Source organism: Thermomonas sp. LB-4 (assembly GCF_036409385.1).
Classification (GTDB): Bacteria; Pseudomonadota; Gammaproteobacteria; order Xanthomonadales; family Xanthomonadaceae; genus Thermomonas.
Genome location: NZ_JAXOFT010000001.1, coordinates 85,337 through 111,874 on the forward strand (window position 1 = coordinate 85,337; position 26,538 = coordinate 111,874).

28 protein-coding genes and 1 pseudogene are annotated in these 26,538 nt (G+C 69.4%); 9 read left to right on the forward strand and 20 right to left on the reverse strand.

Annotation, left to right across the window (positions count from 1 at the left end; translation table 11 throughout):
- Positions 1 to 24: 24 nt before the first annotated feature.
- On the reverse strand, positions 25 to 1,488 hold the full coding sequence (locus tag SPK54_RS00420) for a flagellin (RefSeq protein ID WP_330945973.1): 1,464 nt from the start codon (positions 1,486 to 1,488) through the stop codon (positions 25 to 27).
- A gap of 427 nt (positions 1,489 to 1,915) precedes the next feature.
- Here SPK54_RS00420 and SPK54_RS00425 point away from each other — a divergent pair, with 427 nt between their 5' ends.
- Positions 1,916 to 2,500: an MFS transporter gene (locus SPK54_RS00425; RefSeq protein WP_330945974.1), complete on the forward strand. Its 585-nt coding sequence runs from the start codon at positions 1,916 to 1,918 to the stop codon at positions 2,498 to 2,500.
- A gap of 34 nt (positions 2,501 to 2,534) precedes the next feature.
- On the opposite strand, the gene flgL is transcribed toward SPK54_RS00425, so the two are convergent.
- From flgL to SPK54_RS00485, 12 genes are all read right to left on the reverse strand, one after another.
- On the reverse strand, positions 2,535 to 3,755 hold the full coding sequence (gene flgL / locus SPK54_RS00430; RefSeq protein WP_330945975.1) for a flagellar hook-associated protein FlgL: 1,221 nt from the start codon (positions 3,753 to 3,755) through the stop codon (positions 2,535 to 2,537).
- An 18-nt stretch (positions 3,756 to 3,773) separates the two neighbouring features.
- On the reverse strand, positions 3,774 to 5,669 hold the full coding sequence (flgK, locus tag SPK54_RS00435) for a flagellar hook-associated protein FlgK (RefSeq protein WP_330945976.1): 1,896 nt from the start codon (positions 5,667 to 5,669) through the stop codon (positions 3,774 to 3,776).
- Between the two features lie 3 nt (positions 5,670 to 5,672).
- A complete protein-coding gene (gene flgJ, locus SPK54_RS00440) occupies positions 5,673 to 6,650 on the reverse strand; it encodes a flagellar assembly peptidoglycan hydrolase FlgJ (RefSeq protein WP_330945977.1) in 978 nt (325 codons plus the stop codon).
- A 33-nt stretch (positions 6,651 to 6,683) separates the two neighbouring features.
- Complete coding sequence (locus tag SPK54_RS00445) at positions 6,684 to 7,784, reverse strand: flagellar basal body P-ring protein FlgI (protein WP_330945978.1); 1,101 nt, start codon at positions 7,782 to 7,784, stop codon at positions 6,684 to 6,686.
- Positions 7,785 to 7,795: 11 nt separating this feature from the next.
- Entirely contained in the window at positions 7,796 to 8,527 is a 732-nt protein-coding gene (gene flgH / locus SPK54_RS00450; RefSeq protein ID WP_330945979.1) for a flagellar basal body L-ring protein FlgH, read from the reverse strand.
- 8 nt (positions 8,528 to 8,535) lie between these two features.
- Positions 8,536 to 9,321, reverse strand: a complete 786-nt coding sequence (flgG, locus tag SPK54_RS00455) for a flagellar basal-body rod protein FlgG (protein ID WP_190280956.1) — start codon at positions 9,319 to 9,321, stop codon at positions 8,536 to 8,538.
- A 45-nt stretch (positions 9,322 to 9,366) separates the two neighbouring features.
- Positions 9,367 to 10,113 carry a flagellar basal body rod protein FlgF gene (locus SPK54_RS00460; protein ID WP_330945980.1) on the reverse strand — a complete coding sequence of 249 codons (747 nt, stop codon included), beginning with the start codon at positions 10,111 to 10,113 and terminating at the stop codon, positions 9,367 to 9,369.
- A 45-nt stretch (positions 10,114 to 10,158) separates the two neighbouring features.
- Positions 10,159 to 11,376, reverse strand: a complete 1,218-nt coding sequence (flgE, locus tag SPK54_RS00465; RefSeq protein WP_330945981.1) for a flagellar hook protein FlgE — start codon at positions 11,374 to 11,376, stop codon at positions 10,159 to 10,161.
- 31 nt (positions 11,377 to 11,407) lie between these two features.
- A complete protein-coding gene (locus tag SPK54_RS00470; RefSeq protein ID WP_330945982.1) occupies positions 11,408 to 12,079 on the reverse strand; it encodes a flagellar hook assembly protein FlgD in 672 nt (223 codons plus the stop codon).
- Positions 12,080 to 12,081: 2 nt separating this feature from the next.
- Entirely contained in the window at positions 12,082 to 12,489 is a 408-nt protein-coding gene (flgC, locus tag SPK54_RS00475) for a flagellar basal body rod protein FlgC (protein ID WP_190280960.1), read from the reverse strand.
- An 11-nt stretch (positions 12,490 to 12,500) separates the two neighbouring features.
- Positions 12,501 to 12,863, reverse strand: coding sequence for a flagellar basal body rod protein FlgB (gene flgB, locus SPK54_RS00480; RefSeq protein WP_330945983.1), 363 nt, complete (start codon positions 12,861 to 12,863; stop codon positions 12,501 to 12,503).
- 128 nt (positions 12,864 to 12,991) lie between these two features.
- Positions 12,992 to 13,906: a chemotaxis protein gene (locus tag SPK54_RS00485; RefSeq protein WP_330945984.1), complete on the reverse strand. Its 915-nt coding sequence runs from the start codon at positions 13,904 to 13,906 to the stop codon at positions 12,992 to 12,994.
- A 92-nt stretch (positions 13,907 to 13,998) separates the two neighbouring features.
- Between SPK54_RS00485 and SPK54_RS00490 the strand changes: the two genes are divergently transcribed.
- The 4 genes from SPK54_RS00490 to SPK54_RS00505 all read left to right on the forward strand — a co-directional run bounded on the left by SPK54_RS00490 (position 13,999) and on the right by SPK54_RS00505 (position 16,448).
- Positions 13,999 to 14,511: a flagella basal body P-ring formation protein FlgA gene (locus SPK54_RS00490; protein ID WP_330945985.1), complete on the forward strand. Its 513-nt coding sequence runs from the start codon at positions 13,999 to 14,001 to the stop codon at positions 14,509 to 14,511.
- Between the two features lie 79 nt (positions 14,512 to 14,590).
- Positions 14,591 to 14,902, forward strand: a complete 312-nt coding sequence (flgM, locus tag SPK54_RS00495) for a flagellar biosynthesis anti-sigma factor FlgM (RefSeq protein ID WP_330945986.1) — start codon at positions 14,591 to 14,593, stop codon at positions 14,900 to 14,902.
- Positions 14,899 to 15,234 carry a flagellar protein FlgN gene (locus SPK54_RS00500; protein ID WP_330945987.1) on the forward strand — a complete coding sequence of 112 codons (336 nt, stop codon included), beginning with the start codon at positions 14,899 to 14,901 and terminating at the stop codon, positions 15,232 to 15,234. Before flgM ends, SPK54_RS00500 begins: the two co-directional genes overlap by 4 nt.
- A complete protein-coding gene (locus SPK54_RS00505; RefSeq protein ID WP_330945988.1) occupies positions 15,231 to 16,448 on the forward strand; it encodes an ATP-binding protein in 1,218 nt (405 codons plus the stop codon). The genes SPK54_RS00500 and SPK54_RS00505 overlap by 4 nt, the downstream gene beginning before the upstream one ends.
- 16 nt (positions 16,449 to 16,464) lie before the next feature.
- Here the strand turns inward: SPK54_RS00505 and SPK54_RS00510 are convergent, their stop codons facing one another.
- Together SPK54_RS00510 and SPK54_RS00515 are read right to left on the reverse strand one after the other, a co-directional pair.
- Positions 16,465 to 18,225, reverse strand: coding sequence for an EAL domain-containing protein (locus tag SPK54_RS00510; protein WP_330945989.1), 1,761 nt, complete (start codon positions 18,223 to 18,225; stop codon positions 16,465 to 16,467).
- Positions 18,222 to 19,616 carry an HD-GYP domain-containing protein gene (locus SPK54_RS00515; protein ID WP_330945990.1) on the reverse strand — a complete coding sequence of 465 codons (1,395 nt, stop codon included), beginning with the start codon at positions 19,614 to 19,616 and terminating at the stop codon, positions 18,222 to 18,224. The genes SPK54_RS00510 and SPK54_RS00515 overlap by 4 nt, the downstream gene beginning before the upstream one ends.
- A gap of 91 nt (positions 19,617 to 19,707) precedes the next feature.
- On the opposite strand from SPK54_RS00515, the gene SPK54_RS00520 reads away from it, so the two are divergent.
- A complete protein-coding gene (locus tag SPK54_RS00520) occupies positions 19,708 to 21,123 on the forward strand; it encodes a deoxyribodipyrimidine photo-lyase (protein WP_330945991.1) in 1,416 nt (471 codons plus the stop codon).
- On the opposite strand, the gene SPK54_RS00525 is transcribed toward SPK54_RS00520, so the two are convergent.
- The 5 genes and pseudogenes from SPK54_RS00525 to SPK54_RS00545 all read right to left on the reverse strand — a co-directional run bounded on the left by SPK54_RS00525 (position 21,124) and on the right by SPK54_RS00545 (position 23,522).
- A complete protein-coding gene (locus SPK54_RS00525) occupies positions 21,124 to 21,639 on the reverse strand; it encodes a GGDEF domain-containing protein (RefSeq protein WP_330946201.1) in 516 nt (171 codons plus the stop codon).
- Positions 21,631 to 21,921: pseudogene (locus SPK54_RS00530) on the reverse strand (PAS domain-containing protein); the annotation flags it as partial. The pseudogene SPK54_RS00530 and the gene SPK54_RS00525, both read right to left, overlap by 9 nt.
- Before the next feature lie 48 nt (positions 21,922 to 21,969).
- Entirely contained in the window at positions 21,970 to 22,635 is a 666-nt protein-coding gene (locus tag SPK54_RS00535) for an NAD(P)H-binding protein (protein WP_330945992.1), read from the reverse strand.
- Between the two features lie 11 nt (positions 22,636 to 22,646).
- A complete protein-coding gene (locus SPK54_RS00540) occupies positions 22,647 to 22,778 on the reverse strand; it encodes a DUF2256 domain-containing protein (protein WP_330945993.1) in 132 nt (43 codons plus the stop codon).
- A gap of 18 nt (positions 22,779 to 22,796) precedes the next feature.
- A complete protein-coding gene (locus SPK54_RS00545) occupies positions 22,797 to 23,522 on the reverse strand; it encodes an SDR family oxidoreductase (RefSeq protein ID WP_330945994.1) in 726 nt (241 codons plus the stop codon).
- 145 nt (positions 23,523 to 23,667) lie between these two features.
- On the opposite strand from SPK54_RS00545, the gene SPK54_RS00550 reads away from it, so the two are divergent.
- The 3 genes from SPK54_RS00550 to SPK54_RS00560 are packed head-to-tail and all read left to right on the forward strand — an operon-like array spanning position 23,668 to position 26,527.
- Positions 23,668 to 24,243: a lipocalin family protein gene (locus SPK54_RS00550; protein ID WP_330945995.1), complete on the forward strand. Its 576-nt coding sequence runs from the start codon at positions 23,668 to 23,670 to the stop codon at positions 24,241 to 24,243.
- The gene (locus SPK54_RS00555; protein WP_330945996.1) at positions 24,240 to 25,001 is read left to right on the forward strand and encodes a hypothetical protein; all 762 of its coding nucleotides are present in this window, start codon (positions 24,240 to 24,242) and stop codon (positions 24,999 to 25,001) included. Before SPK54_RS00550 ends, SPK54_RS00555 begins: the two co-directional genes overlap by 4 nt.
- Positions 24,998 to 26,527, forward strand: coding sequence for a cryptochrome/photolyase family protein (locus SPK54_RS00560; RefSeq protein ID WP_330945997.1), 1,530 nt, complete (start codon positions 24,998 to 25,000; stop codon positions 26,525 to 26,527). The genes SPK54_RS00555 and SPK54_RS00560 overlap by 4 nt, the downstream gene beginning before the upstream one ends.
- Positions 26,528 to 26,538 lie beyond the last annotated feature (11 nt).

The window sequence follows — 26,538 nt, forward strand, 5'->3', positions numbered from 1 at the left end:
CGTACCGTTGTTGCTAATGGCCTATTAGCGCAGCAGGCTCAGGACGTTCTGCGGGGCCTGGTTGGCCTGGGCCAGCATGGCGGTGCCGGCCTGGGTCAGGATCTGCGTGCGGGTCAGCTCCGCGGTTTCCTTGGCGAAGTCGGTGTCGCGGATGCGGCTGCGGGCGGCGCTCAGGTTCTCGGAGGTGGTGCTGAGGTTGGCGACGACCGAGCTGAAGCGGTTTTGGATCGCACCCAAGTCTGCACGGCCGCCATTGATCTGCGAAAGGGCGGAATCGATGGTCGCCAATGCAGCGCTGGCACCTGATGCACTGGCGATGTCGAGCGCAGCCACCGAGGTGAAGCTGGAATTGTTGACGCCTGCCGATGCAAACACTTCGGCGCTTGCATTGGCCGTGGCGATGGCCCCCTTGCTGCTGGACAGGCTGACGGTACCGGTCTTTACAGCAGACACCGTGGTGCCTTCGGTCAGCGTAGTGCCACCGAAGTCTGCGGTTGCAGTGGCATGGCCGGAGTTGGTGTAATCCTGCAAGTTGATGTTGCGGCCATCCGTTGTGGTCAGGGTGATCGAATTCTTGGCGCTGCTGCTGGTGAAAGTGGCGGTGACGCCGGTGGTGGCGGATGAGCCGTTGATGGCCGAGACCAGGCTGCCAAGATCATTCTGATCTGCGATAGTGGCGGAAATGGCCTGCCCATTCAGAGAGAACGTAATGTCGCCGGCCGCACTGATACTGGACAAGGTGGTGCTGTTGCTTGCAGTGGCGGTGACGCCAATGCCTGAGGCTGCACTGTTGATGGCGGCGGCAATGTCCTTGGCGCTGGCATTGCTGGCATAGGTGATCGGACTGGTGGTGCCCGCTGACGTCGTGATGGTGAAGTTGGTGCCAGCAGTAGCCGCCGTGACGCCATTGGTGACAGCACCTGAGGCGGCAGTGACGACGCTACCCGTGAGGGTGCCGTCAGCGGTCAGGGTGTGGCCGCCGAGAGACGCGGTACGCGCGTCCGTGATCGACGCAATGTCAATGGTTTGCCCCTGATTGGCACCCACCTGGAAGCTCTTGCTGGTAAACGAACCGTCCATCAGCTTCAAGCCGTTGAATTCTGTCTGTTCCGCCACACGATTGATTTCGGCCGTCAGCTGGGAAGCTTCTGCCTGAAGCGCAGCGCGGTCGGAAGCAGAGTTGGTGGCATTGGACGACTGCACCGCCAGCTCGCGGATGCGCTGCAGGTTGTTGGAAATTTCGGCCATCGCGCCTTCGGCGGTCTGCGCCAGCGAGATGCCGTCGTTGGCGTTGCGCGCCGCCTGGTTCAGGCCGCGGATCTGGGTGGTGAAGCGCTCGGAAATCGCCAGGCCGGCGGCGTCGTCCTTGGCGCTGTTGATGCGCAGGCCCGAGGACAGGCGCTGGATGGTGGTGGACAGACTGGCGTTGTTGGTCGCGAGGTTGCGCTGCGAGTTCAGCGACATCACGTTGGTGTTGATGATGGACATTGCGTTTTCTCCGTGGAAGGGCGATGCCGAAATGGGTCAGGGCGTTGCCGGTTGGGGTCCGCAGGGGCTTGCCGGTTTTTGGTGCGGCCCTGTCCTCTGCAATCCCGGTAACGGGCTTCCGTGGGGTTTCTTGAGGGAAATGTTTGAATCTGTGGTGGATTCCGCAGAAATAAAAAAATTTCCGTGAATGCCCTAAAGATTCCCTCAAGCCCGTTTTCGCTACGCAGTCACCGGCCTGCAATGCGGTATCGGCCTCGCGACGGCCGGCTGTAATCGGTGCCGGTCGCGGCGTTGCCACAACGGGCGCGGTCCGACGGGGCAGGGCCGCGGGCAATGGCCGCACGGCGGCTTCCGAGGCGGCGCGCCGGAAGCGCGCCATGCGCTGCCGGGCTGCAGTGGACAGGGCGGGGGGATCAGGAGGCGGCGGATGACACAAACTTCCCGGTTGCCGTGCGGCGTGGTCGCGCTGGGCTTCGTCAGCCTGTTCATGGACACCTCGTCGGAGATGGTGCACAGCCTGCTGCCGGTGTTCCTGGTCAGCGTGCTGGGCGTCAGCGCGATGTCGGTTGGCATCATCGAAGGCATCGCCGAGGCGACTGCGGCCATCGTGAAGGTGTTCTCGGGCACGCTCAGCGACTGGATGGGCCGGCGCAAGCCGCTGGTGTTGGTGGGCTACGGGCTGGCGGCGCTGACCAAGCCGCTGTTCCCGCTGGCTTCGGGGCTGGGGCTGGGGCTGACCGCGCGTTTCGTCGACCGCATCGGCAAGGGCCTCCGCGGGGCGCCGCGCGATGCGCTGGTTGCGGATGCCGCCCCAGCCGATCTGCGCGGCACCGCGTTCGGCCTGTTCAACCTGGCAACCGGCGTGACCTTGCTGCTGGCCAGCTTCCTGGCGCGCGCGCCGTGGACGGTGGCGGGGCCGGCAATGACCTTCGCCGCCGGCGCCGGGTTTTCGCTGCTGGCGCTGGTCGGGCTGGTTGCGACCAGCCGGCGGGCGCGGGTTGCAGCGGCCTGATGCCAGGGCGGTGGATGCTAGCCCCGGTGCCGCCTCAGAGCTTGTTGAACAGCGACATGCCTTGGGTCTGCAGCATGGTCTTCTGCGCGGCTTCCAGCGCCAACAGCTGCATGTTGAGGCGGCTGATGGCCTCGGCATAGTTGGTGTCGCGCAGGCTGGCGAGGGACTCGGCCAGGGTGACGCTCTGCAGGCTGCGGCCGTCGTCGGCGGTGTCGATGTCGTTCATGCGCGCGCCGACGCCGGAGCGCAGCGACAGCATGTGGCCCTGCGCGGTGGTGATGTCGCCGATGGCGGCGCCGAAGGCGTTGGCGCGGCGGGCGTTGTCGGCTGGCCCGCTGCCGGGGAGCAGCAGCGCATCGGCGAACGCCTGCAGGGTGGCGAACACATCCTGGTTGGGTGCGGTTTCCACCGTGAAGGTGTCGCCGACGGCGGGGCTGCCGCTGATGCTGAACTCCACGCCCAGCCCGGCCGATGCCGGCGGCACGGCGCTGCCGCTGGTCCAGCTGCCGGTCACGGGCGGTGCCAGCGGGTTGCCGGCGGCATCGACGATTTCGTAGGCGTTGGGAGCGGTGAAGCGCAGGGTGAGGGCGTCGCCGTTCCAGGTGCTGCCGTCGGTGGCCTGAGCGCTGTTCAGCAGACCGCTGCCGGTATTGCCGGCGCCGGCGCTGCCGCGTGCGTAGCCGTCGCCGGTGCGCACGCGCAGGAACACGGCGCTGCCGGGATCGCCGTCCTCGATGGCGATGTCGGGGCCCACTTCAACCGCGTTGCGGCCGTCGTCGCCGTGGTAGATCACGCCGCCGGCGTTGTCGGTGAAGGGGATCACGCCGTCGCGGGTGCCGGCGAACAGGCGGCGGCCGTTGCCGTCGTCGCGGTTGGCGATGTCCAGCAGGTTCTTGCGCAGCTGCAGCACCTCGGTGGCGATGGCCTTGCGGTCGTCCGGCCCCAGCGCGCCGCTGTTGGCCTGGATCGCCAGCTCGCGGGCGCGGGTGAGGCTGTCGTTGGCGTCGGTGAGCGCGTTCTCCTGCATGCGCAGTCGATGATCCACGCGCAGGGCGTTGCTGTCGTATTGGGTAAGCGCGGCCTTGAGGTGGTCCAGCCGCTGCGCGGTGGCCATGCCCACCGGATCATCCTTGCCCTGGGTGAGCTTGACCCCGCTGTTGATCTGCTGCTGCAGGCGGGCGATTTCGCCCTGCCGGCCAAGCAGGCTGTTCAGGCCCTGCAGGTACAGGCTCTGGGTGGACAGGCGCAGGGTCATGGGGCCTCCTTCACGGGATCAGCGGCGCACGGCGCCGAGCAGGGCCTGGAACATGGTATCGGCAGTGGCGATCACCTGCGCGGCGGCCTGGTAGGCCTGCTGGTAGCGCAGCATGTTGGTGGCTTCCTCGTCGAGATTGACCCCGGACACCGACTCGCGCTCGGCCAGGATCTGGTCGTCCATGACCTGCTGGGCGTCGAGGTTGAGTTGGGCGTGGCGGGCGTCGCCGCCGACGCGGGCGGTGAGCTGCGACATGGCGGCGGTGACGTCGGTGCGGCCGCCGTTGAGCACGGCCTTGGCATCCACCGCGGCCAGCAGGCGCGCATTGGCGTTGTCGGACGAGCGCGGCGCGGTGCGGCCGAGGTTGATTTCGTCGCCGGCTGCGGGGTTGCCGTTCAGCACCAGCGACCAGCCGGCCGCGGGATCGCTGATGGTGCTGCCGGGCGTGTAGGCGAGGGGCGGGCCGCCGTTGATGGTGTAGGTGGTGGCATCCAGGAAGCTGATGGTGGCGCTGGTGAAGCCGGCGAACAGCGCCGGATCGGTCACGCTGGCCGTGCCGCCGCTGACGTTGCCCAGATTGCCGGGATCCAGGCCCACCGTCATCGGTGCGGCGGCTGCGATCTGGCCGGGGTCGGTCAGCGCCAGCTGGATGCCGCCGGCGGCAGCAGCGGTGGGCTGCAGGAGGAACCGGTCGCCGGCGGTGGCTGCGCCCGACAGCACCAGGCTGACGCCATCGACCACGAACGGATCGGCGCCGGTGCCGGTGCCGCTCATCGCCACCGCCTGGCCGGTATCGGCACGGGCGGCGCTCCAGGCGGCGCCGTCGAAGCGCAGTACCAGGTTGTTGCCGGTCAGCGCGCCAACGTCGGTCACGCTGGTGGCAAAGCTGGCGGTGGACGCCGCGGCGTTGCCGCTGTGCGGATAGATCCTGGGGTCGGGCAGGCTGAAGAAGTCGCTGCCGGGATTGCCGGCGTAGTCGATGCCGCCGCGCTGGGTGGCGTTGAAAGTGTCGGCGAAGGCGGTGGCCAGGCGGCCCAGCTCGGCGCGGGCGGGATCGAGCACGTTGCTGCGGAACTCCAGCAGACCGCCGATCGCGCCGGAGACCGAGCCGGCCGGCAGCGGCACTGATCCGGCCGGTGTCTGCACGGCCAGCTGCGCGCGGTTGGCCTGGTACGGATCGGCCACGGTGGACAGCTGCATGGCGCGCGCGCCCAGCACCATCGGCTGGCCGCCGATGGTGAACACGTTCATCGCGCCGTCGTCCTGCAGCACGCCTTCGGCGCCGACCAGCGCCGACAGCTGGCCCACGCGCAGGTCGCGCTGGTCCAGCAGGTCGGGCGAGGCGTTGTCGCCGGAAGCGATGATGTCGCGGTTGAGGTTGGCGATCTCGCCGGCCAGCTGGTTGGCGGCGGTGATGTTGTCCTTGAGGCTGGCTTCGACTTCGTTGCCGAGTTGGGTCAGGTGGCCGTCGAGCGAACGCCAGCGCGCGGCCAGCTGGCCGCCGGTGGTCAGCATCTGGCTGCGCGCGGCGGTGGAAGTGGGGTCGGCCACCACGCCCTTGGCGGCGCTGAAGAAGCTCGACCAGGCTGTGGCCAGGCCGGTAGTGGGGTCGGAAATCAGTTTGTCCACCCGCGACGACAGCCCGGACATCTGGGTCAGCCGGCCCATTTCGCCGGCGCTGTCGAGCTGGCGCGCGTAGACCAGGCCGTCGGCAAGCCGACGCAGGCTGTCGACATCCACGCCCTGGCCGATGCTGATCCGCCCCGGCTGGCCGGCACGCGCCTCGAACTCCACGCGCTGGCGGCTGTAGCCGGGCGTGGTGGCGTTGGCCACGTTGTGGCCGACGGTGGACATCGCCCGCTGGAAGGCCAGCAGGGCGGATGCGCCGGTTCCGAGTACGCCGCCAGTCGGCATCGTTTAACCCTCCAGTCCAGCCAGCGCACGGCGCATGGTAGCGCCGTCGGCAATCGCCACGATCTTGGCCGCGTAGGCCGGGTCGGTGGCGTAGCCGGCGCGCTGCAGCGCCTTCGCGAAATGATGGACGTCGTCGCCCGTGCCGCGCGCATCGGCATAGCGCGGGTTCTTCAGCAGCCGGGTGTAGTCGGCGAAGCTGTCCGCGGGGCTGCCGTAGCTGCGGAACGCTGCACGCTCGGTGACCCGCTGGCCGTTGACGTATTCGTGGGTGGCGGTGTTGACCTTGCCGCCGCGCCAGCCGCCGCTGGCCTTGATGCCAAACAGGTTGTGCGAGGTGGCAGTGCCATTGCCGCCAGCGAGGCGACGGCCCCAGCCGGTTTCCAGCGCGGCCTGCGCCACCAGCGCCTTGGCCGGCACGCCCAGCTCCTCGGCAGCCTTGCGCGCATGCGGCCAGACCGAACGGGCGAAGGCTTCGGGGCTGCTGCAGTCCAGCGGCGCGTTCTCGTCGCAGCTGTTGACCGCGGCGGCCAGCGGCGGGCGCGGCGGCATCGCCACCGCCTGCAGGGAGGTGCCGCTGCTGGCGGGGGCCAGCGACAGGGAGCTGCCGCGCAGGCCGGCCGGCAGCGGCAGCCCGGAGGGGGTGTCGGCCGCGGGCAGCGCCATCGGCGCATTCGGCTGGCGCAGCGGCAGCCCGCCAACCGGCGGTGCCGGGGTGGCGATGGCGCCGGACAGTTGGCGCACGATCATCGGCTGCAGGCCCAGCCCGCGACCCTTGGTCAGTTCCTTCGCCAAGGCCTGGTCGTACATGTCGCGATAGCTGTTGTCGCCGCCGAACGGGTCGCCCGGCGTCGCGCTGCGCATACTCTTGATCAGCATCTGCGCGAACTGGCTTTCCAGCCCGCGCGCGGCTTCTTCCACGCGGGCGCGCGGGGTCGCCTCGGGGCGTTGCAGGGGGAAGGCGGTGGCGACGGGCAGGCGCATGTCAGGATGGATGCAAACGGCATGCCATCGACATCAGATCACTTCCAGCTCGGCGCGCAGCGCGCCGGCCTGCTTGAGCGCCTCGAGGATGGCCACGATGTCGCCCGGCGCCGCGCCGACCGCATTCACCGCGCGCACGATCTCCTCCAGCGAGGTGCCCCCCTTGAACAGCACCATGTGGCTGCCCTCGGCCTCCGCGCTGACGGTGGACTGCGGTGCCACCACTGTGCTGCCGCGGCCGAACGGCTCCGGCTGGCTGACCTGGGTGGCTTCGCTGATGGTGACGGTGAGCGAGCCGTGCGCGACTGCCGCCGGCAGCACGCTGACCTGGCCGCCCATCACCACGGTGCCGGAACGGGCGTTGACGATGACCTTGGCGGCGGCGGTGCCGGGATCCACGTCCAGGGATTCCAGTGCGGCGAGGAAGCTGATCCGGTCGCCCGGCGGCGGCGCGATCTCGATGGTCACGCCGTCCAGCGCGCGGGCGCTGCCGGCGCCGAAGCTGCGGTTCACCGCCGAGACGATCCGCGAGGCGGTGGTGAAGTCGGCTTCGTGCAGGTTCAGCATGACCTTGTCGCTGGCGTTGGATGACGGCACCGAGCGTTCGACGATGGCGCCGGACGGAATCCGGCCGCCGTTGGGCGCGTTCACCGAGATCCTCGAGCCGTCCCGCCCGGAAGCGCCGAAGCCGCTGACCACCAGGCTGCCCTGGGCAATCGCGTAGACCTCGCCGTCGGCGCCCTTGAGCTGGGTCATCAGCAGGCTGCCGCCGCGCAGCGAGCCGGCGTTGCCGATCGAGGACACGGTCACGTCGATCGGCTGGCCGGGCTTTGCGAACGCCGGCAGTTCGGCATGCACCGCCACGGCCGCCACGTTCTTGAGCTGCGGATTGACGTTGGGCGGAATCGATACGCCCAGCTGGTCGAGCATGGTGCGCAGGCTCTGCACGGTGAACGGGGTCTGGCTGGTGCGGTCGCCGCTGCCGTCCAGCCCCACCACCAGGCCGTAGCCGATCAAGGGGTTGCCGCGCACGCCGGCCACCTGCGCCAGATCCTTGACGCGCTCGGCCTGTGCGGGCGGCGCCAGCGCCAGGGTGCACAGCAGGGCGGCCAACGCGGTTGCGATACGTTTCATCGTCTGCGGCCTCAGTACGGGAACAGTGCGGAGTTGAAGAAGCGGCCCAGCCAGCCCATCGCGTTGGAGCGGGCGAGGGTGCCGCGGCCGCCGTAGACGATGCGGGCGTCGGCCACGCGGTCGGAGGTCACGCGGTTGTCGGAGCCGATGTCGGCGCGGCGGACGATGCCCTGCACCTGCACCAGCTCGTCGCCCTGGTTCAGGCGCAGCTGCTTGTCGCCGCGCACCAGCAGGTTGCCGTTGCCGAGGTCCTGCACCACCCGCACGGTCAGCTGGCCTTGCAGCTGGTTGCTCTGCGCGCTGTTGCCGTTGCCGGCGAAGTCGCGCCCGCCTTCCACCGAGGCCGACAGCAGGGACTTGCCGTTCAGCGTGACCTGCTGGCCGGCGAGGGTCGGCGCCGCCATGTCGACGCCGGTCTTCTTGGTGATCGCGGTATTGGCCTTGGTGGTGGCGCTGGTGCTTTCCACCAGCACGATGGTCAGCAGGTCGCCGATTTCGCTGGCCTTGTTGTCCTGGAACAGCCGCATCGGCTTGCCGCTGCGGCCGGCGTAGATCGAGCCGCCGCCGTCGCCCGGACCGGGCCCGGCGCGCACCGGCTGTGGCGCCGGTTCCGCGTACTGCGCGACCGGGGCGTCGAACGGACGCACGTCGCCCTGCAGCCGGTTGGCCGTGGCGCAGGCCGACAGGCCGACAACGGCGGCAGCCAGCGTGGCGGTGCGGGCGAGGAGGGCGGCGCGGCTCATGGCGGTACTCACACGTTGTTGTTCAGGAACGCCAGCATCTGGTCGGTGGTGGAGATCGCCTTGGCGTTGGTTTCGTAGGCGCGCTGGGTCTCGATCATCGACACCAGCTCTTCCACCACGTTGACGTTGGACGCTTCCAGCGCGCCCTGGATCAGCCGGCCAAGGCCGCCGGTGCCGGGGCCGCCGGTCTGCGCCGGGCCGCTGGCGCCGGTTTCGGCGAACAGGTTCTCGCCCAGCGCCTGCAGGCCGGCCGGGTTGACGAAATCGGCCAGGGTCAGCGCGCCGATCTGCACCGGCTGCGCCTGACCGGCCAGCTGCACGCTGACCGTGCCGTCGGCGCCGATGGTCACGCTCTGCGCGCCCTCCGGCAGCTGCAGGCCGGGCTGCACCGGGTAGCCTTCGTTGGTCACCACTTCGCCCTGCGCATTGATCTGGAAGCTGCCGTCGCGGGTGTAGGCGGAGCTGCCGTCGGGCATCAGCACTTCGAAGAAGCCGCGGCCGTTGATGGCGGTGTCCAGCGCGTTGCCGGTCTGGTTCAGGCTGCCCTGCACGAACTGCTTGGCGGTGGCCGCCACCCGCACGCCGGTGCCGATCTGCAGGCCGGTGGGCAGCTGGGTCTGCTCGGAGGTGGCGCCGCCGGGCTGGCGGATGGTCTGGTACAGCAGGTCCTCGAAGCTGGCGCGGTCGCGCTTGAAGCCGGTGGTGTTGGTGTTGGCGAGATTGTTGGAAATCACCGCCATCTTGGTCTGCTGGGCATCAAGGCCGGTCTTGGCGATCCACAGGGACTGGGTCATGGCGTTGTTCCTTTCAGTTCATTTCGGGGGTGCAAGGCGCTGCGGTCAGCGCATCGACACCAGCGAAGCGCTGGCGCGTGCGTTCTCGTCGGCACGTTGCAAGAGCTGTACCTGCATTTCGAACTTGCGCGCCAGTTCGATCATCGACACCAGCGCATCGGCCGGGCGGACGTTGCTGTCCTCCAGCGTGCCGGAGGTCAGCGAGGCGCCGGTGGCAGGCTGCGGGGCGATGCCGGCGCGCGGCCGCATCAGCCCGTCGTCGCCGCGTTCCAGTTCGGTGGTTTTGGCTTCGATGAGCTGCAGCCGGCCGGCTTCGGCGATGGTGGAAGGCGGCTGGCCCAGCGGGACGGTGGAGATGGTGCCGTCGGCGGCGATGTCCAGGCTCTGGCTGGGCGGGATTGCCAGCGGCGCGCCGTCGGCGCCCAGCACCAGCTGGCCGTTGGCGGTGGACAGCAGGCCGTTGGCGTTGATGGTGAGGTCGCCGGCGCGGGTGTAGGCGGTGGCACCGTTGCCGTCCTGCACCGCCAGCCAGCGCTCCTGGTGCAGGGCGATATCGAGCGGGTTGCCGGTTTGCCGGATCGCGCCCATGCGGGCATCGATGCCCAGCGTGCGCGCTTCCGTGGCCACGCGGGACGGATAACCCGGCCCTTCGATGGGCTTGGCCGAAGTGGCCTCCAGCGTGGCCTGGAAACCCACCCGGTCGGCATTGGCGAGGTTGTTGGCCACGGTGGCCTGGCCGCGCAGCATGGCGCTGGCGCCGGTCATCGCAACATAGAGGGCTCTGTCGGTCATGGCAGCCTCCGGTCGCCCCCGTCAATGCGGGGGCGGGGTGGTTCATCAGCGGATGTTGATCACGGTCTGGGTGATCTGGTCCTGGGTCTGGATCATCTGCGCGTTGGCCTGGAAGTTGCGCTGCGCGGTAATCATGTTCACCAGCTGCTCGGTCAGGTCGACGTTGGAGGCTTCGAGGCCGCCGCCCTGGACCATGCCGAAGTCGGCCGTGCTGGCCTGGCCGCGGCGCGGCTCGCCGGAGTTGTAGGTCTCGGCCCAGACGTTGTCGCCCAGCGACTGCAGCCCCTGCGGGTTGACGAAGTTGGTCATCGCCACCTGGCCCAGCGGCTGCACCACGCCATTGGTGTAGCGCGCCGACACCACGCCTTCCGGGGACGTCTCCACCCCGGTCAGGCGGCCGGTGGTATGGCCGTCCTGGGTCAGGCCCAGCACGCTGAACTTGTCGCCGTACTGGGTCGAGCGGCCCAGGTCCAGCACGATGTTCAGCGGCGCCGAACCATTGGTAGTGGCATAGGCGGGCAGGGTGATCTGTCCCGGCGACGGCGAGGTCAGCGCGCCGGTATCGGAATACTGCAGGGTCTGCGGGCCGCCCACCGCATTGCCGTCGACCAGGGTATGCACCTGCCACTCGTTCGGGTTCGCGGTCTTGACGAAGTACAGCGACTGGCTGTGCGCGGCGCCCAGCGAGTCGTACACCGTGACCGCGGTGGTGTGGTTGTAGCTGAGCGGATCCAGCGGGTCGAACGGGGCGACGGTGGGCGCGGTTGCTGCGGCCGGCAGGTTGGTTTCCACGGTGACATTGCCGGTGGCGGCAGGCGGCGCATCGCCGGTGGGCAGCTGCAGGTCGCCCATGCGGCCGGTGTCGAAACCGCCGGCGCCGTTGGGCTGGAACACCTGCAGGCGATGACCGGACGGATTGACCACGAAGCCTTCGCGGTCGGCGCCGAAGTTGCCGGCGCGGGAATAGACCGTGGCGCCGTTGTTGGACAGGGTGAAGAAGCCCTGGCCGGAGATCGCCATGTCCAGTGCGCGGCCGGTGAAGTCGATGTTGCCCTGGCCGAACTGCTGGGCCACCGCCTGCATGCGCACGCCGGCGCCGGTGGTGACATTGGACAGGCCATAGGCGGACACCGCGAACAGGTCGCCGAACTCCGCACGCGACTGCTTGAAGCCGGTGGTGTTGACGTTGGCGATGTTGTTGGAGGTGACGTTGAGGTCCTGGCTGGCGGCGTTCATGCCGCTGACGGAGATGCGAAAGCTCATGGTGCGCTCCTTGGAGAGGAATAGTCGGCGGTCAGCCGATGCGACGGACGGAAGACAGCGGCATGCTGCCGAGGCCGGCGAGGTTCAGGACCAGCCCGGTGGGTTCGATCGAGACGCTGTCGATGCGCGCGGCCATCCGCACGCCCAGCGCCTCGCTGGCATCGCCGCTGGCACTGGCGGCGCGGAAGCTGTAGGTGCCGGCGGGCAGGGCGTTGCCATCGCCGTCCTTGCCATCCCAGGCGAACTGCACGGGGCCGCTGCCTGCAGCCTCCAGGCCGATCCGGCGCACGACCTGGCCGCCGGCGCCGACCACTTCCAGCTGGACCGGGCCGGCGCGGGTGGCGACGATCTCGCCGTTGGCGCCCGCGCCTTCGGCCAGCGTCACCTTGTCCACTTCCACCAGCGCGTCGCGGCCGACCAGGCTGGCGGCGCGCAGCGACTGGTCGTTCTCCATCACGCTGGCCATGGCCGACATCGCCTGCTGCATGTTCTCGATGCCCTGCACGGTGGAGAACTGCGCCAGCTGGCCGAGGAACTCGTTGCCCTTGAGCGGGTTCAACGGATCCTGGTTCTTCATCTGTTCGGTCATCAGGCGCAGGAAGTCGGCCTGGCCCATGCCGTCGTTCTTGCTCTTGCCGGTGCTGGGGAAGGCGTACTGCGCGTAGGCGCTGTCGCTGCCCGCTGCGGGATTCACGGTGCTCATGTTCAGCGGCCCATGTTGAGGGTGGCGACGGCCAATTCCTTGGCGCTGTTGAAGACCTCCACGTTGGCCTGATAGCTGCGCGAGGCGGAGATCATGTCCACCATCTGCGCCACCGGATCCACGTCGGGCGCATAGACATAGCCCTGCGGGTCGGCCAGCGGGTTGCCGGGGTCGTAGCGGCGGATCGGCGCGGCGTCGCTTTCGCGCACTTCCAGCACCTGCACCCCGGCCAGCGCCGGGTCGGCGGCCACCGGTTCGGCGGAAAACACCGGCTGCTTGGCGCGATAGGCGCCCTCGGCGGTGCCGGCCACGGTATTGGCGTTGGCCAGGTTGCTGGCCACGGTGCTCAGGCGCACCGACTGCGCCTGCATGGCGGAGCCGGCGACGTCGAAGATCGGCAGGTTGCTCATGGCGCGTCCCCTTACTGGCCGGTGATGGCGGTGAGCATGGTCCTCACCTTGGATTCGACGAAGGCCATGGAGGCGCGGTATTCCAGCGCCGCCTGCGCGTAGGTGGCCTGCTCACGCTGGGTGTCCACTGTGTTGCCGTCCAGACTGGGCTGGACGCCGGGCCGGGCGTAGGTCGCCTGGGTCGCGGCGGCCTGCAGGGCATCGCCGCCTTCGCCGGTGGCCGGCGAGAGCGCCGCCTGCAGGGCGGTGTTGAAGTCGAGGTCTTGCGCCTGGAAGCCGGGGGTGTCGGCATTGGCCAGATTGGAGGCAAGCACCTGCAGCCGCTGCTCACGCAGCGCCAGCGCGGTACCGTGGATGCCAAGGAAATCGCTCATGCGGCCCCTCCAAGGGGTTTGTCCGCAGGAGTCGATGCAACGTATGTGCCACCACCTGCCGCACGCGATTTTTTCGCGCTTTCAGCTCAGTTCGGTTTCTTTAAGGAACAAACCGTTACGTGATATTCTCAAGCAATCGCTGAAAGTCTGCTGGTTATCCGGTCCGCCAGTTCCTGCTGCGAGTACTTGGGCACGAAGTCGTCCGCGCCCACCCGTTCGACCATCGCGTGGTTGAACACGCCTGACAGCGAGGTGTGCAGGAGCACGTACAGGCCGCTCAGCGCCGGGTCGCGACGGATTTCCGACGTCAGCGTGTAGCCGTCCATCGCCGGCATCTCGATGTCCGAGATCACCATGCCGTAGCGCTGGACCGGGTCCTGCCCGGAGGCGACCAGCTGCTTGAGGTGGTCCAGCGCCTGGCGGCCGTCGGACAGCTGCGTGCAGGCCACGCCCAACTGCTCCAGCACGTGGCGGATCTGGTTGCGCGCCACCCGCGAATCGTCCACCACCAGCACTTCGCGGCTGCCGGCGCGGGCGATCGGGGCGATCTCGATCTTGCCGGGCGGCGGCGGCAGGGCCTCGGCCAGCACGCTTTCCACGTCCACCAGCTGGATCAGCTCGTCGTGGTAGCGGGTGACGCCGGTCAGGTAGTGCGGGTCGTTGCCCAATTCCGGCGGCGGCCGCACGTCCTCCACCGCGATATTGACGATCCGGTCCACCGCCGACACCAGGAAGCCCTGCACGGAGCGGTTGAATTCGGTGACGACCAGGTAGTTGGCCGGGCCATCGGCAGGCTGGCCGATGGCGCTGGCCAGGTCCAGCACCGGCACGCTGCGGCCGCGGATGTCGGCGGCGCCGAGGAAGCCGGCCGGCAGCTGCGGCATGGTGAACAGCGCCGGCCGCGGCAGCACTTCCTGTACCTTGAAGACGTTCACGCCAAAAAGCTGACGCCCCCCCAGCCGGAACAGCAGCAGGGCCAGCCGGTTGTGGCCGGCCAGGCGGATGCGTTGGTCGATGCGGTCGAGCAGTTGATTGCGTTGCATGACGCCGTTGTCGGCCCCGATCGCCGCGGCTTGAGTCCGGCACGCTTCTTGCGTCCCTGCCTGCGAACACCCCTGCGGCACGAGAAATCCCGATGACCCTTCCCCGCAAGCTCCTGGCCTGCCTGCTGCTGGCCGCCACCGCGACCGCCGGGGCGCAGGATGCGCAGCCCCTGCAGCCCATCCGCGACGCCGCGCTGGCGGCGCTGCAGGCGGATGCATCCGCCCAGGCGATGGTCGCTCCGGGCCTGCGCCTGCCTGCCTGCCGGCAGCCGCTCACCGCCAGCGCCAGCAGCCCTACCGTGGCGGACGTTCGCTGCCCTGACAGCCCCGGCTGGCGGCTGTTCGTCCCCCTGCGGCTGGGCGCGCAGGCACGGGCAGGGCAGGCAGCCCAGGCAAGTGAAGAAATTGCCGAAGCGGCCGTCATGGTCAAACGGGGCGACCCGGTGGTGCTGCGCGCCAGCTTCGGCGGGACCGAGGTCCGGATGGGCGGCCGGGCGCTGGGGCAGGCACGGGCGGGCGGCATCCTGAACGTCGAGAACGACAGCTCCCACCGGATCATCCGCGGCCGGCTGGCAGCCGATGGCTCGGTGGAAGTGGTCAATTGATGTTTTCCGCGCTATTCCCCTAAAGTCGCACGTTGGCCTGCCGTTACAGTCTGCGAACACTGACCGGAGTCACATTCCCATGACCACGAAAATCGAAGGCGGCCTGCCGGCGAAGCCCGTGGAGGCGTCGGTTGTCAGCGATTCCGGCCCGGTTCGCGCCGGCGGCGCGCGCGACGCGGCGGTCGCCGCGGCACCGCCCGCGGACAGCCTGCGCCTGACCGGGGAAGCGGTGGGCCTGAAGGCGATGGCGCGCGACCTGGCCACTCCCGCCAAGCTCGACATGGCGCGGATCAAGGAGATCCGCAGCGCCATCGACTCGGGCACCTATGAAATCCACCCGCAGGAAATCGCCAACCGCCTGCTGGCGCTGGAACGCGAGCTGCTGGGATGAGCCTGGCCGTGCATCCGCTGGACGCGCTTGAGTCTGCCCTGCAGGCCGAACGTCGCGCCTTGCTGGAGCACGACGTCGACGCGCTGCTGCGCTCCACCCAGGCCAAGCTGGAGGCGCTGGCCGAAGCCGAGCGCACCGCCGGGGCCGCGGACATGCCGCGGGTCTCGGAGCTGCACGAACTCAACCGCGCCAACGCGGTGCTGCTGGCGCGCCGCCGCCGCGAGGTGGCGTGGACGCTGCGGCACCTGGGGCGCAACGAGGCCAACGGCGTCTACAACGGCGCCGGCTACGCCAGCGCCCAGACCCAATCCAGGTGGCTGGGAAGCGGATGAACATGGACGCCGCGCCGTCCTCCCTGTGGAGCGACGACGCCATCTGGGCCGCCAGCACGGTGAATTTCCCCGTGCTGTTTCTCGACGGCAGCCGCCGCGTCCATGCCGCCAATCCGGCGGCGCTGGCGCTGGCCGAGAAGCTGGCGCCGGGCAGTGGTCCGGAATCGCTGGTGGCGATGATCTCCGACGAGAACTGGGCGGAATCGGTCCGCAGCGGCCATTGGCATCGCGCGGTGCGTCCGCCCGCGGCATCGCCGCTGACCCTGGAGATCCATTGCGGCCACGCCCCGCACAGCGACCACTGCTTCATGGTGGTGCTGGACATCAGCGAACGCGGCGAGAGGCAGCGGCAATACGAAGAATTGCAGCGCACGGTCGACCGCCTGGCCAGCACCCAGGAACAGCTGCTGCAGTCGGAGAAGATGGCCTCGATCGGCCAGCTCGCGGCCGGCGTCGCCCACGAGATCAACAACCCGATCGGCTATGTCGGCTCCAACCTGGGCACCCTGCAGGACTACTCGACGGCGCTGCTTGCGCTGGTGCAGAAGTACCACGAGGCGCTGTTCTCGGAAGACCCGGCGGCCCGCCGCGACGAGCTGCTGCAGGCGCGCCAGCGGCTGGACATCGATTACATCGTCGGCGACCTGCCCAACCTGCTGAGGGAATCGCGCGAAGGCATCGAGCGCGTGACCAAGATCGTGCAGGACCTGAAGGATTTCTCGCGGGTGGGCCGCGACCAGCAGATGCAGCCGGCCGACCTGCTGCAGGGGCTGGACTCCACCCTCAACATCGTCTGGAACGACCTCAAGTACAAGATCCGGCTGGAAAAGCACTACGGCAGCCTGCCGCCGGTGGAATGCCTGGCCTCGGAGATCAACCAGGTGTTCCTGAACCTGCTGCTCAACGCCGGCCAGGCCATCGAGCAGCGCGGCACCATCGAGCTGGCCAGCGGCTGCGACGAGCAGGAGGCGTGGATCAGCATCACCGACAGCGGCTGCGGCATTCCGCCGGAGGCGTTGCCGCACCTGTTCGACCCGTTCTTCACCACCAAGCCGATCGGCCGCGGCACCGGGCTGGGGCTGGCGATCTCCTACGGCATCGTGACCAAGCACCACGGCCGCATCGACGTGTCCAGCCGGGTGGGGCAGGGCAGCACCTTCCGCGTGGTGCTGCCGATCCGGCAGCCGCGCGAACAGGACCCGGCGGCGGGCTGAGTCGGGCCGACCCGCGTTATTCGCGGTGCTGGCCGGCGCGGCGCTGTTCCACCAGCCGGAACGCCGCGCGCACATGCTCGCGCAGGTCGGCATCGTCCCAGGGCTTGATCAGGAAGCGGTAGGCCGCGTCCTGGTTGATCGCCTGGCTGATCGTCTCCAGGTCGGTATAGCCGGACAGGGCCAGCCGCACCGTGTCCGGATACAGGTCGCGCACGCGGGCCAGGAACTCGGTGCCGCTCATGTCCGGCATGCGCTGGTCGGAAAGCACTACCTGCACGTCGTTCCTGGCCAGCAGGTCGAACGCCTCGCTGACGCTGCTCGCGGTCAGCAGGCGGTAGCCGTCGCGTCGAAGCAGCCGGACCAGCGAGCGCAACACGTTTTCCTCGTCGTCCAGCAGCAGCAGGGTGCGGGTAGGCTGCATCGCGGCGCTGTCCTGGAACACATGCGGCAGCAGGAAGCGCTGGCGCAGCAACTCGTCGATGTCGGTGCCGGGCAGGGGCGGGCTGAACAGGTAACCCTGGAAGAAGTCGCAATGGTTGCGGCGCAGGAAACCGAGTTCGGCATCGGTTTCCACGCCTTTCGCCACCAGCGTCATGCCCAGTTGGTGGCCCATCGCGATGATGCCGCGTACCAGCGCCGCGCTGCGTGGGTTGGTGGTGATATTGCGCAGGAAGCTGCGGTCGATCTTGAGCCGGTCCAGCGGGAACTGCGCCAGCGTGGCCAGGCTCAGCCCGCGCATGCCGAAATCGCCCAGGGTCAGCACCGCGCCCATGCCGCGCAGGCCTACGAGGTTGGCGGCTACGTGCGGTGCATCCAGTGTCAGGACCGATTCGGAAACCTCGAACTCGATCGCGGCGCCGGCCACGTCGTAACGGTGCAGCAGTTCGCCGATCAGGTCCAGGCATTCGGCGCGGCTCAACAGCACGCCTTCCAGTGGTACCGACGCGTTGAGGTAGTCGATGCCCATGCCGCGCCAGCGCTGCACCTGTCCGATCGCGGTTTCGATCGTCCACAGGCCCACCGCGCCCGCCAGGCCGGCGCGCTCCACCGCTGGCAGGATGCGGTTCGCGCGCAGCACGCCCTCCTGGGTGTTGTGCCAGCGCAGCAGCGAGCTGCAGGCAACGATGCTGCCGTGCTGGGCGCTGACCACCGGCTGGTAATACAGGCGGAATTCGCTCTGTGCGATGGCGTCCACGAAGCGGTGGCCCGGGTGCTCGCGGCCCGGATCGTTGGCCGGGTCGGGCAGGGCGTCGGGCACGTACACCGCCTGCCCGCCCGGCCCGCTGCGCTTGGCCCGGCGCATGGTCTGCTCGGCGGCCACCAGCAGTGCGGCGGCGTCGTGCGCATGGTCGGGATAGATGGCGATGCCGATCGACAGCGTCACATCGAGCACGAACGGCTGCACCTGCACCGGCGCGTCGAACGCCTCGCGCAGCCGTTCGGCCAGGGTTTCGCCGTCGCTCCCGCCTTCGCGGTAGGCGATCGCGGCGACGAACTCCTCGCTGCCCAATCGCCACAGCCAGGCATCGTCGGGCACCGCTTGCACCAGCCGGCGGGCAACCACCCGCAGCGCCTGCTCGACGATGTTCTCGCCCAGGGTGGCGTTGATCGCGCCGATGCCGTCGACGTCGATGTGCAGCAGGGCAAGCTTGCGGGTGGTGCCATCCACGCCGGCCAGCACCGAGTTCAGGCTGGGGCCGCTGGCGCCGAGGCGATAGATCTCGGGCTGCCCGGACCTGCCGCCCAGGGTGCCGTCGGCCGGGGGCAGGGTGCTCATAGCCAGAGCGCCTCGAGGTTGCCCAGGCCCCACGTTTCTGGGCTCTCGGGCGAAACGATGTGGTCCCGGCAATCCGGCGACGCGAGGTCCAGCGACTGCGGCAGGATCTTCTCCCGCGAACGGAACGAATAGAACGCGCGCACCCGCGGCTTGAGCAGCGACTCGCGTCCCGGTTCGAGGATGACCGCGAGCCGCTCCGAAGACAGCCGGACCAGCGAGCCGACCGGATAGATGCCCACCGACTTCACGAAGGCATTGAAGATGCGGTTGTCGAAGTGCCCGTCCCACCGCGCCATTTCCCGCATCGCCATCGCCGCGTCCCAGGGGCGCTTGTAGGGCCGCACCGAGGTCACCGCGTCGTAGACATCGCAGACTGCGCCCATCCGGGACAGCAGCGAGATTTCGTCCGCGCCGAGGCCATCGGGATAGCCGCGCCCGTCCATCCGCTCGTGGTGGTGCAGGGCGATGTCGACGATGCCCGGTTCGCAGCCGCCTTCCTGCAGCGCCTGCGCGCCCGCACCGGAATGGCGCTTCATGATCTCGAACTCCTCGTCGGTCAGCCGTCCCGGCTTGTTCAGCACGTCCAGCGGCATGAATGCCTTCCCCAGATCGTGCATCAGTCCGCCGACTCCCGCCATGCGGACCAGCCGCTCATCCAGCCTGAGCTGGCGGGCCAGCGCCAGCATCAGCGCAGACACCGCCACCGAATGCAGGTAACTGTAGTCGTCGTGCGTCTTCAGGCGGGCCACGCTGATCAGGGCGGCCGGGTTGCGCAACACCGACGCGGAGATTTCCTCGACCAGCGGCAGCACGGAGTCCTGGCTGACCGTCCGGCCCAGCCGCAGGTCCGAGAACATCGCCTCGATCTGTGCCTTGCCGGCCAGGCAGATATCCCGCGCACGCTCGATTTCCAGATCCAGCGCAGTGGCGGTGGCGTGCAGGCGCTGCGGTCCGTTGTTGGGGGCGCTCGATAGCCCGCCGGGCGTGCCGGGCAGCGTCACTGCCGCTCCCAGCGCTTCGCTAGGGGGGGCACCCCCGATCGCTTCGACATCCTGCAGCGCGTCGCCCCTGGACTCATCGATCCACACGCTGTCGATGCCGGCCTCGACAATTCGGCGCACGTCGTCCGGATCCTCCAACAGGAAGCTGTTGCGCAGAAACGGATGGCTGAGCCAGGAGCCGCCGATTTTGTGCAGATACATGCCGGTCCGCAGGCTGGCCGCCGGAATGCATCGAATGGAAGACATTGTCGGTGGCGCTCGCCGTACCCCATGCAGTAGCGGAACTATAGCGAAATGCGCAACGGGAACGCCCGCCTGAAAACCGGAGCAAATCGGTTGCAGGCGCGCACGGCGCCTGCGGCGGTCGTTCTTTAATTTCGCATAATGCATATTATGTAAGACTCAACAAGGGATGCATCGAATTCTTCCGGTTTCGCGTATACCCGCGGTCCCCAATCCCGAATCGAAGGCGGATCGCCTGATGTCCACCGCCCTGGTGCTGTTCCGGCGTGACCTGCGCCTGGCCGACAATCCCGCCCTGTCCGCGGCCTGCGCAGGACATGATCGGGTGCTGCCGGTCTTTGTCCACGCGCCCGCGGAGGAAACGCCGTGGCAACCCGGCGCCGCCGGCCTGTGGTGGCTGCACCACGCGCTGGAGGCGCTGCGCGTGCAGTTGGCGGCGCAAGGGGCCGATCTCCATGTGCTGGCTGGCAACACGCTGGATCGGCTGCGCGACGTGGTCCGCGCGACCGGGGCCACCGCGATCTACTGGAATCGTCGCTACGAGCCCGCCGGCATTGCCTGCGACACCGCGCTCAAGGCCGCGCTGCGCGAGGACGGCCTGCAGGTCCACAGCCACGCCGGCAACCTCTGGCACGAGCCGTGGGCGCTGGCCACCGACGCCGGCCAGCCGTATCGCGTATTCACGCCTTTCTGGCGCAAGCTGCGCACGCGATTGCCGGAGGCCGCGCCGCTGCCGGCAGCGCGGGCGCGCGACTGGCTGCGGCTGCCTGGCAGCCTGCCCACGGCTGCGCTGGGGCTGCTGCCGGCGATCCGCTGGGATGCGGGGCTGGCCGCGGCCTGGACGCCGGGCGAAGCCGGTGCCCGCGAGCTGCTGGACGTGTTCGCCGACGATGCCGTCTCGGATTATGCGAAAGGTCGCGACCTGCCTGCGCGCCACGGCACCTCGCGCCTGTCGCCGCACCTGCATTTCGGCGAAATCACCCCGGCCCAGATCCAGCGCGTGCTGCAGGACCGCGCCGCCGGCGTCGACGCGAAGCAGCGGCCCGACCTCGAGCCCTACCTGCGCGAGCTGGGATGGCGAGAGTTCGCGCACCACCTGCTCTACCACTTCCCGCACACGCCGGAGGAGAACTTCAACCCGCGCTTCGATGCGTTCCATTGGGCCGAGGCGGACCACGCGCTGTTGGAGCGCTGGCAGCGCGGCCGCACCGGCATCCCGCTGGTGGATGCCGGCATGCGCGAGCTGTGGCACACCGGCTGGATGCACAACCGCGTGCGCATGGTGGTGGCCAGCTTCCTGACCAAGAACCTGCGCCAGCACTGGCGGCACGGCGCCCGCTGGTTCTGGGACACGCTGGTGGATGCCGACCTGGCCAACAACACCCTGGGCTGGCAGTGGGTGGCCGGTTGCGGCGCCGACGCGGCGCCCTACTTCCGCGTGTTCAACCCGTACCTGCAGGCGGCGAAGTTCGACCCCGACGCCGCCTATCTCAAACGCTGGCTGCCGGAGCTGGCGTCGTTGCCCGCGAAGGCGCTGCACGAGGCATGGCGTCACCCGGCCGCGCTCGCCGCCAAGGGCTACCCTGCCCAGATGGTCGACCTCGGCGCCTCCCGCGATGCCGCGCTGGCCGCCTGGGGGGCGCTGCCCGCCTGATCAGGCAGGGGCCGCAGCCTCGACGCGTTTGCGGCCGCCGCTCTTGGCGCGATACATCGCCTCGTCCGCCCGCTGCAGCAGTTCGGCGACGGCCTCCCCGGCTGCCAGTTGCGCCACTCCCAGCGAAACCGTTACAGGACCGGATGCAGGGATCTCCGCGCGCGCCACGCCTGCCCGCAGCCGTTCCGCCAATTCCATTGCCTGTGCGATCCCGCATCCGGGCGCCAGCACTAGGAATTCCTCGCCGCCCCAGCGAATCGCCAGGTCGCCACCGCGGATACCCGCCTGCAGGATGGCGCCGACCGTGACCAGGGCATCGTCTCCCGCCTGGTGGCCGCGGGAATCGTTGATGTGCTTGAAATGGTCCAGGTCCGCCAGGATCACGCTGAAAGCCTGGCCTGCCGCCTGCGTTTCGGCGACCAGCGACTCCAGCATCCGTGCGCCGGCCAGCCGGTTGTACAGGCCGGTCAGGGCGTCGCGGCTGGCGATTTCAAGCAGGTGGCGCTCACGCTCCACCCGCTCGCTGACGTCCTTGCCGGTGCTGACGTAGTGGGTGATCCGCCCGGCATCATCGAGTACCGGCGAGATGCTTTGCTCGACGTAGAACGGGCTGCCGTCCTTGCGCCGGTACGTGAAAGTGGCGCGGAACGCCTTGCCGTCGCGCAGCGAGGTCCGCAGGTTGCGGTAGAACATCGGGTCGTGGTGGGAGGGGTACAGCATCCGCGCGGAATGGCCCAGTATCTCATCGGTGGCATAGCCGGCCAGGTGCCGGAACGCGTCGTTGACGAACACCACGCGGGTATCGCGTTCATATCCGAGGGCGACGCGGCCGCCGCGGGCGCCGGATCAGCCGGGCGCACCGGCGATACCGGCGTTCTCGATCACGGCCGGACGCCGGCGGTCGTCGATCACCAGCCGGAGCATGCAGTCGCCGATGGCCCGCGTGCTGGTGAACATGCCCGGCAGGCAGCGCCCTGCCACCGCCAGTGCCGGCGCCCCCAGGGCGTACAGCCATCGCCGCATCCGATGGGGCGAGACCACTCCGGGCAGCGGACGGACCACGCCGGGGCGCAGGCTGGTGTGGGCCACGCCGGCCGCAGCCAGCACCCGTTCGGCTTCACCCTTCACCCGCAGCGGCATCAGCCGGCTGCCGGGATCGGCGCCCATGCCCGAGACGTAAGCGATGTATCCCCGGGGATTGGCGGCGGCGTAGGCAGTGGTCACGCGCGCTAGGGTGGCCACGGTGGCCTCGCTGTACGCCGCTTCGGTCATTCCCAGCGGCAGCGGCCCAGCGCAGTACACGCAGGCGTCGTGGCCGGACAGGTCCAGGTCCGCCAGCGCGGCGGCGGAGAACCCCGGCGCGCGCAGCGCCTGCAGCTTCGGATGCGTGGCCCGGAACGGGCCGCGAACCAGTGCGCTCACGCCCGCGATAGCGGGCGAGCCCAGCAGCACCTCCAGCACGCCCTGCCCGACCAGCCCGGTCGCGCCCACCAGCAGCACCCGCTTGCCCATCGCCCGCCTCCTCAGCCGCGCCCCCGGCAACGCCGGGAACAGTAGCGCACCGCGTCCCAGTCACGCGCCCATTTGCGTCGCCACTGGAACGGCAGGCCGCAGGTTGCGCACAGTTTGTGCGGCAGCTGGTGCTTGCTGCGCATCCGCGACACGGCGGCGGCCTATTTGCCCGCCACCGCGCCACGCCCACCATCGACCCCGAGGACTTGGCCGGTGATCCAGTCGGCCTGGGAGGAGAGCAGGAACGCGGCGATGGCAGCGGCGTCCTCGGGCGTCCCCAGCCGACCCAGCGGATGCGCCGCGGAAATCGCCTCGCGCAGGCGGTCGCTGGCGATGATGTGCTGCGCCAGCGGGGTGTCGGTCAGCGACAGCGCGATCGCGTTGATGCGCACTGCCGGCGACAGCACCGCCGCCAGCGATCGCACCAGCCCGTCCACCGCCGCTTTGGCCATGCCGATCGAGGCATGCATGGGGAACCCCCGCCCGGCCGCCACCGAGGAGAACAGCACCACCGATGAGCGGGCCGGCGCCGCGCGCAGCGCCGGCAGCGCGGCCTGCACCGCCAGCGCTGCGCCGGACGCATTCAGGCGGAAGTCGCGATCGAAGTCGCCGGCGGTCATCCGCTCGAATGGTTTCAGGTTGATGCTGCCGATGGCGTACGCCAGCCCCGCGAGCGTGGGCCCTGCGTCCTGCGCCACCTGCGCGAAGGCGTCGGGCTGCAGCACGTCGACCGCGCTCCAGCTGGCGTCCAGCTCGCCCGCCAGCGCCTGCAGGCGCGCAGCATCCCGGCCCACCAGGTGCAGCGCCCGGCCTTCGGCGGCCAGCCGCCGGCACAGCGCGCTGCCCACGCCACCCGTTGCCCCGTACACCAGATATTTCTCAGCCATCGGCTTCACCGGACCCGCGTCATGGAATGCCTTGGCGTACGCGCGGCGCGCCCCAGCGGATGCACGCCGGGCCGCCAACCTTGCTGCATCCGGTCGGCGCACGCCTGCGTAAAACCGGCATCTCTCCCAATGCCGACCTTCCATCATGCGCAGCTTCGCCGTCTCTGCACTGCCCCTGCTGCTGGCCGCCCTGTTGACCGGATGCGCGGAGGCGAGTACGCCGATCCGGACCGTGCAGCAGGTGGACCTGCCGCGGTTCATGGGACGCTGGTACGTCATCGGCATCATCCCCACGCGGCTGGAGCGCGGCAACCACAACCCGGTGGAAACCTACCGGCTCGACCGCAACGGCAACGTCTGCACCTGGTACCGCTACCGGGCCGATGGCTTCGACAGCCCGGTGAAGCTGCTGCAGTCGACCGGGCTGGTGGTGCCCGGCACCGGCAATGCCGAATGGAGGATCCGCTTCTTCGGCCTGTTCAAGGCGCAGTACAAGGTCGGCTGGCTGGCACCGGATTACAGCCAGGTGCTGATCGTGCGCGATGCCCGCGACTACCTCTGGTACATGGCGCGCACGCCCACCGTGCCGGAAAGCGATTACCAGGCGATGCTGGCGCGCGCCGGCACGCTGGGCTACGACGTGGACCGCATCGAGCGCGTGCCGCAGCGCTGGCCGGAATCCGGCGCCGGCCGCGACACCTTCCACGGGGACTGCAAATGAGGTTCCTGGTCCTGATCCTGGCGCTGGCGATGCCGCTGGTGGGCTGGCTGTCGAACAGTGGCCTGCTGGGCCCGACCAACGGCGAGATCTCGGATCGCTACCCCACCCTGATCGTGGCCGCCGGCTACGCGTTCGCGATCTGGGGGCCGATCTTCCTGCTGGACGCGGTGTTCGGCATCGCCCAGGTCCGCGTGCGCGAGCCGGGCACCCGCCTGCTGCGCATCCGCGTGCTCACTGCCATGGGCTTCGCGCTGACCTCGCTGTGGATGATCGTCTTCACCCTGCAATGGTTCTGGCTGGCGCTGGCGATCATCTGGGGCAGCCTGTGGTGCCTGCTGGGCGCGGCGTGGCTGGCCTCGCAAACGCAGCGGCATCGGCGTGGGCCGTGGTGGCAATGGCTGCCGCTGTCGCTGCACGCGGGCTGGGTGTCGCTGGCGGCGTTCCTCAATGTGGCGCAGGTGGTGGTGGCGTTCCAGCTGCTGCCGGTCGAACGCATGCTGCCGTGGACGCTGGTGCTGTTCGCGCTGGCCGGGGTGCTGTTGCTGGCCGTGGTGGTGAAGCTGCGCGGCAACCCGTGGTATGCGCTGGCGGCGGTGTGGGGCCTGCTGGGCGTGCATGCCAAGCAGCAGGCATCCGCGCTGCCGGGCGCCGGCACGGCGGCCAGCGTCGCCCTGGCGCTGGCGGTGCTGGTGGCCGCGACCGCGCTTGCCGCAGGCGCCTTGGGTTGGCGCGAACGCCGCGCGATCCGCACCGGATGACCTGCCTGCGCCTGGTCCTGGGCGACCAACTGGATCCGCGGCATCCCTGGTTCGACGCCGTTTCACCGGACGTCCTGTACGTGCTGATGGAAGTGCGGCAGGAAACCGACTACGTCCTCCACCACGCGCAGAAGATCCTGGCCATCTTCGCCGCCATGCGCCGCTTCGGCGAGCGGCTGCGCGCCGCCGGCCACCGCGTGGCCTACCTGCGGATCGACGATCCCGACCATCTGCCCTCGCTGACCGCCAACCTGGACCGGCTGATGGCGGAGCACGGCGCCACATCGTTCGAGTACCAGGCGCCGGACGAATGGCGGCTGGATCAGCAGCTGCGCGACCATGCCGCAAGCCTGAAAATCCCGGCGCGCTGCGTGGACGGCCACCACTTCCTCGCCGCGCGCGACGATGTGGCGAGCTTCTTCGGCGCGCGCAAGCGCTGGACCATGGAGCTGTTCTACCGGCACATGCGGCAACGCCACGGCGTGTTGCTGGAGTTGGACGGCAGCCCACTGGGCGGACGCTGGAACTTCGATGCCGAGAACCGCAAGCCGTGGCGCGGCGACCCGCCGGAACCGCCGGACCTGCGGCCGGTGCATGACCACCGTGCGCTGTGGGCGAGCATCGAAGCCGCCGGCGTGGCCAGCTTCGGCGAACCGTCGGCGGGCGCGTTCCGCTGGCCGATCGACCGCGAGGAGGCGCTGGGCCAGCTCGACGCCTTCGTCGAGCACGCGCTGCCGCACTTCGGCGACTACCAGGACGCGTTGAGCAGCCGCGCGGCGCGGCTGTTCCACTCGCTGCTCTCGTTCGCGCTGAACGTGAAGATGCTCTCGCCGGCCGAGGTGATCGCCCGGGTCGAGGCCGAGGGCCGCGCTGGGCGCGCGCCGCTGGCGGCGGTGGAAGGCTACATCCGCCAGATCCTGGGCTGGCGCGAGTACGTGCGCGGCGTGTACTGGGCACGCATGCCCGGCTACGACAGCAGCAACGCATTCGGGCACGAGCGCCCGCTGCCCGCCTGGTTCTGGACCGGGCGCACCCGCATGGCCTGCATGCGCAGCGCCATCGGCCAGTCGCTGGCCAACGCCCATGCCCACCATATCCAGCGGCTGATGGTGATCGGCAACTTCGCCCTGCTGGCCGGGCTGGAGCCGCAGGCGCTGCACCGCTGGTACCTCGGCATTTACATCGACGCGTTCGAATGGGTGGAGCTGCCGAACACCGTGGGCATGAGCCAGTTCGCCGACGGCGGCCTGCTGGCGACCAAGCCCTACGTGTCGTCGGCGGCCTACCTGCACCGCATGGGCGACCACTGCGGCCAGTGCCATTACCGTCGCGACGCCCATACCGGCCCGCGCAGTTGCCCGTTCAACGCGCTGTACTGGGACTTCCTGGACCGCAACGGCGCGCGACTGGCGGGCAACCCCCGGCTGGCGATGCCCTACCGGCAGCTGGCGCGCATGCCGGCCGCGCGCCGGGAGGCGCTGGTGGAGCGCGCCGCGCAGGTGCTGGCCGACCTCGACGGGCTCTAGATCTCCGCATC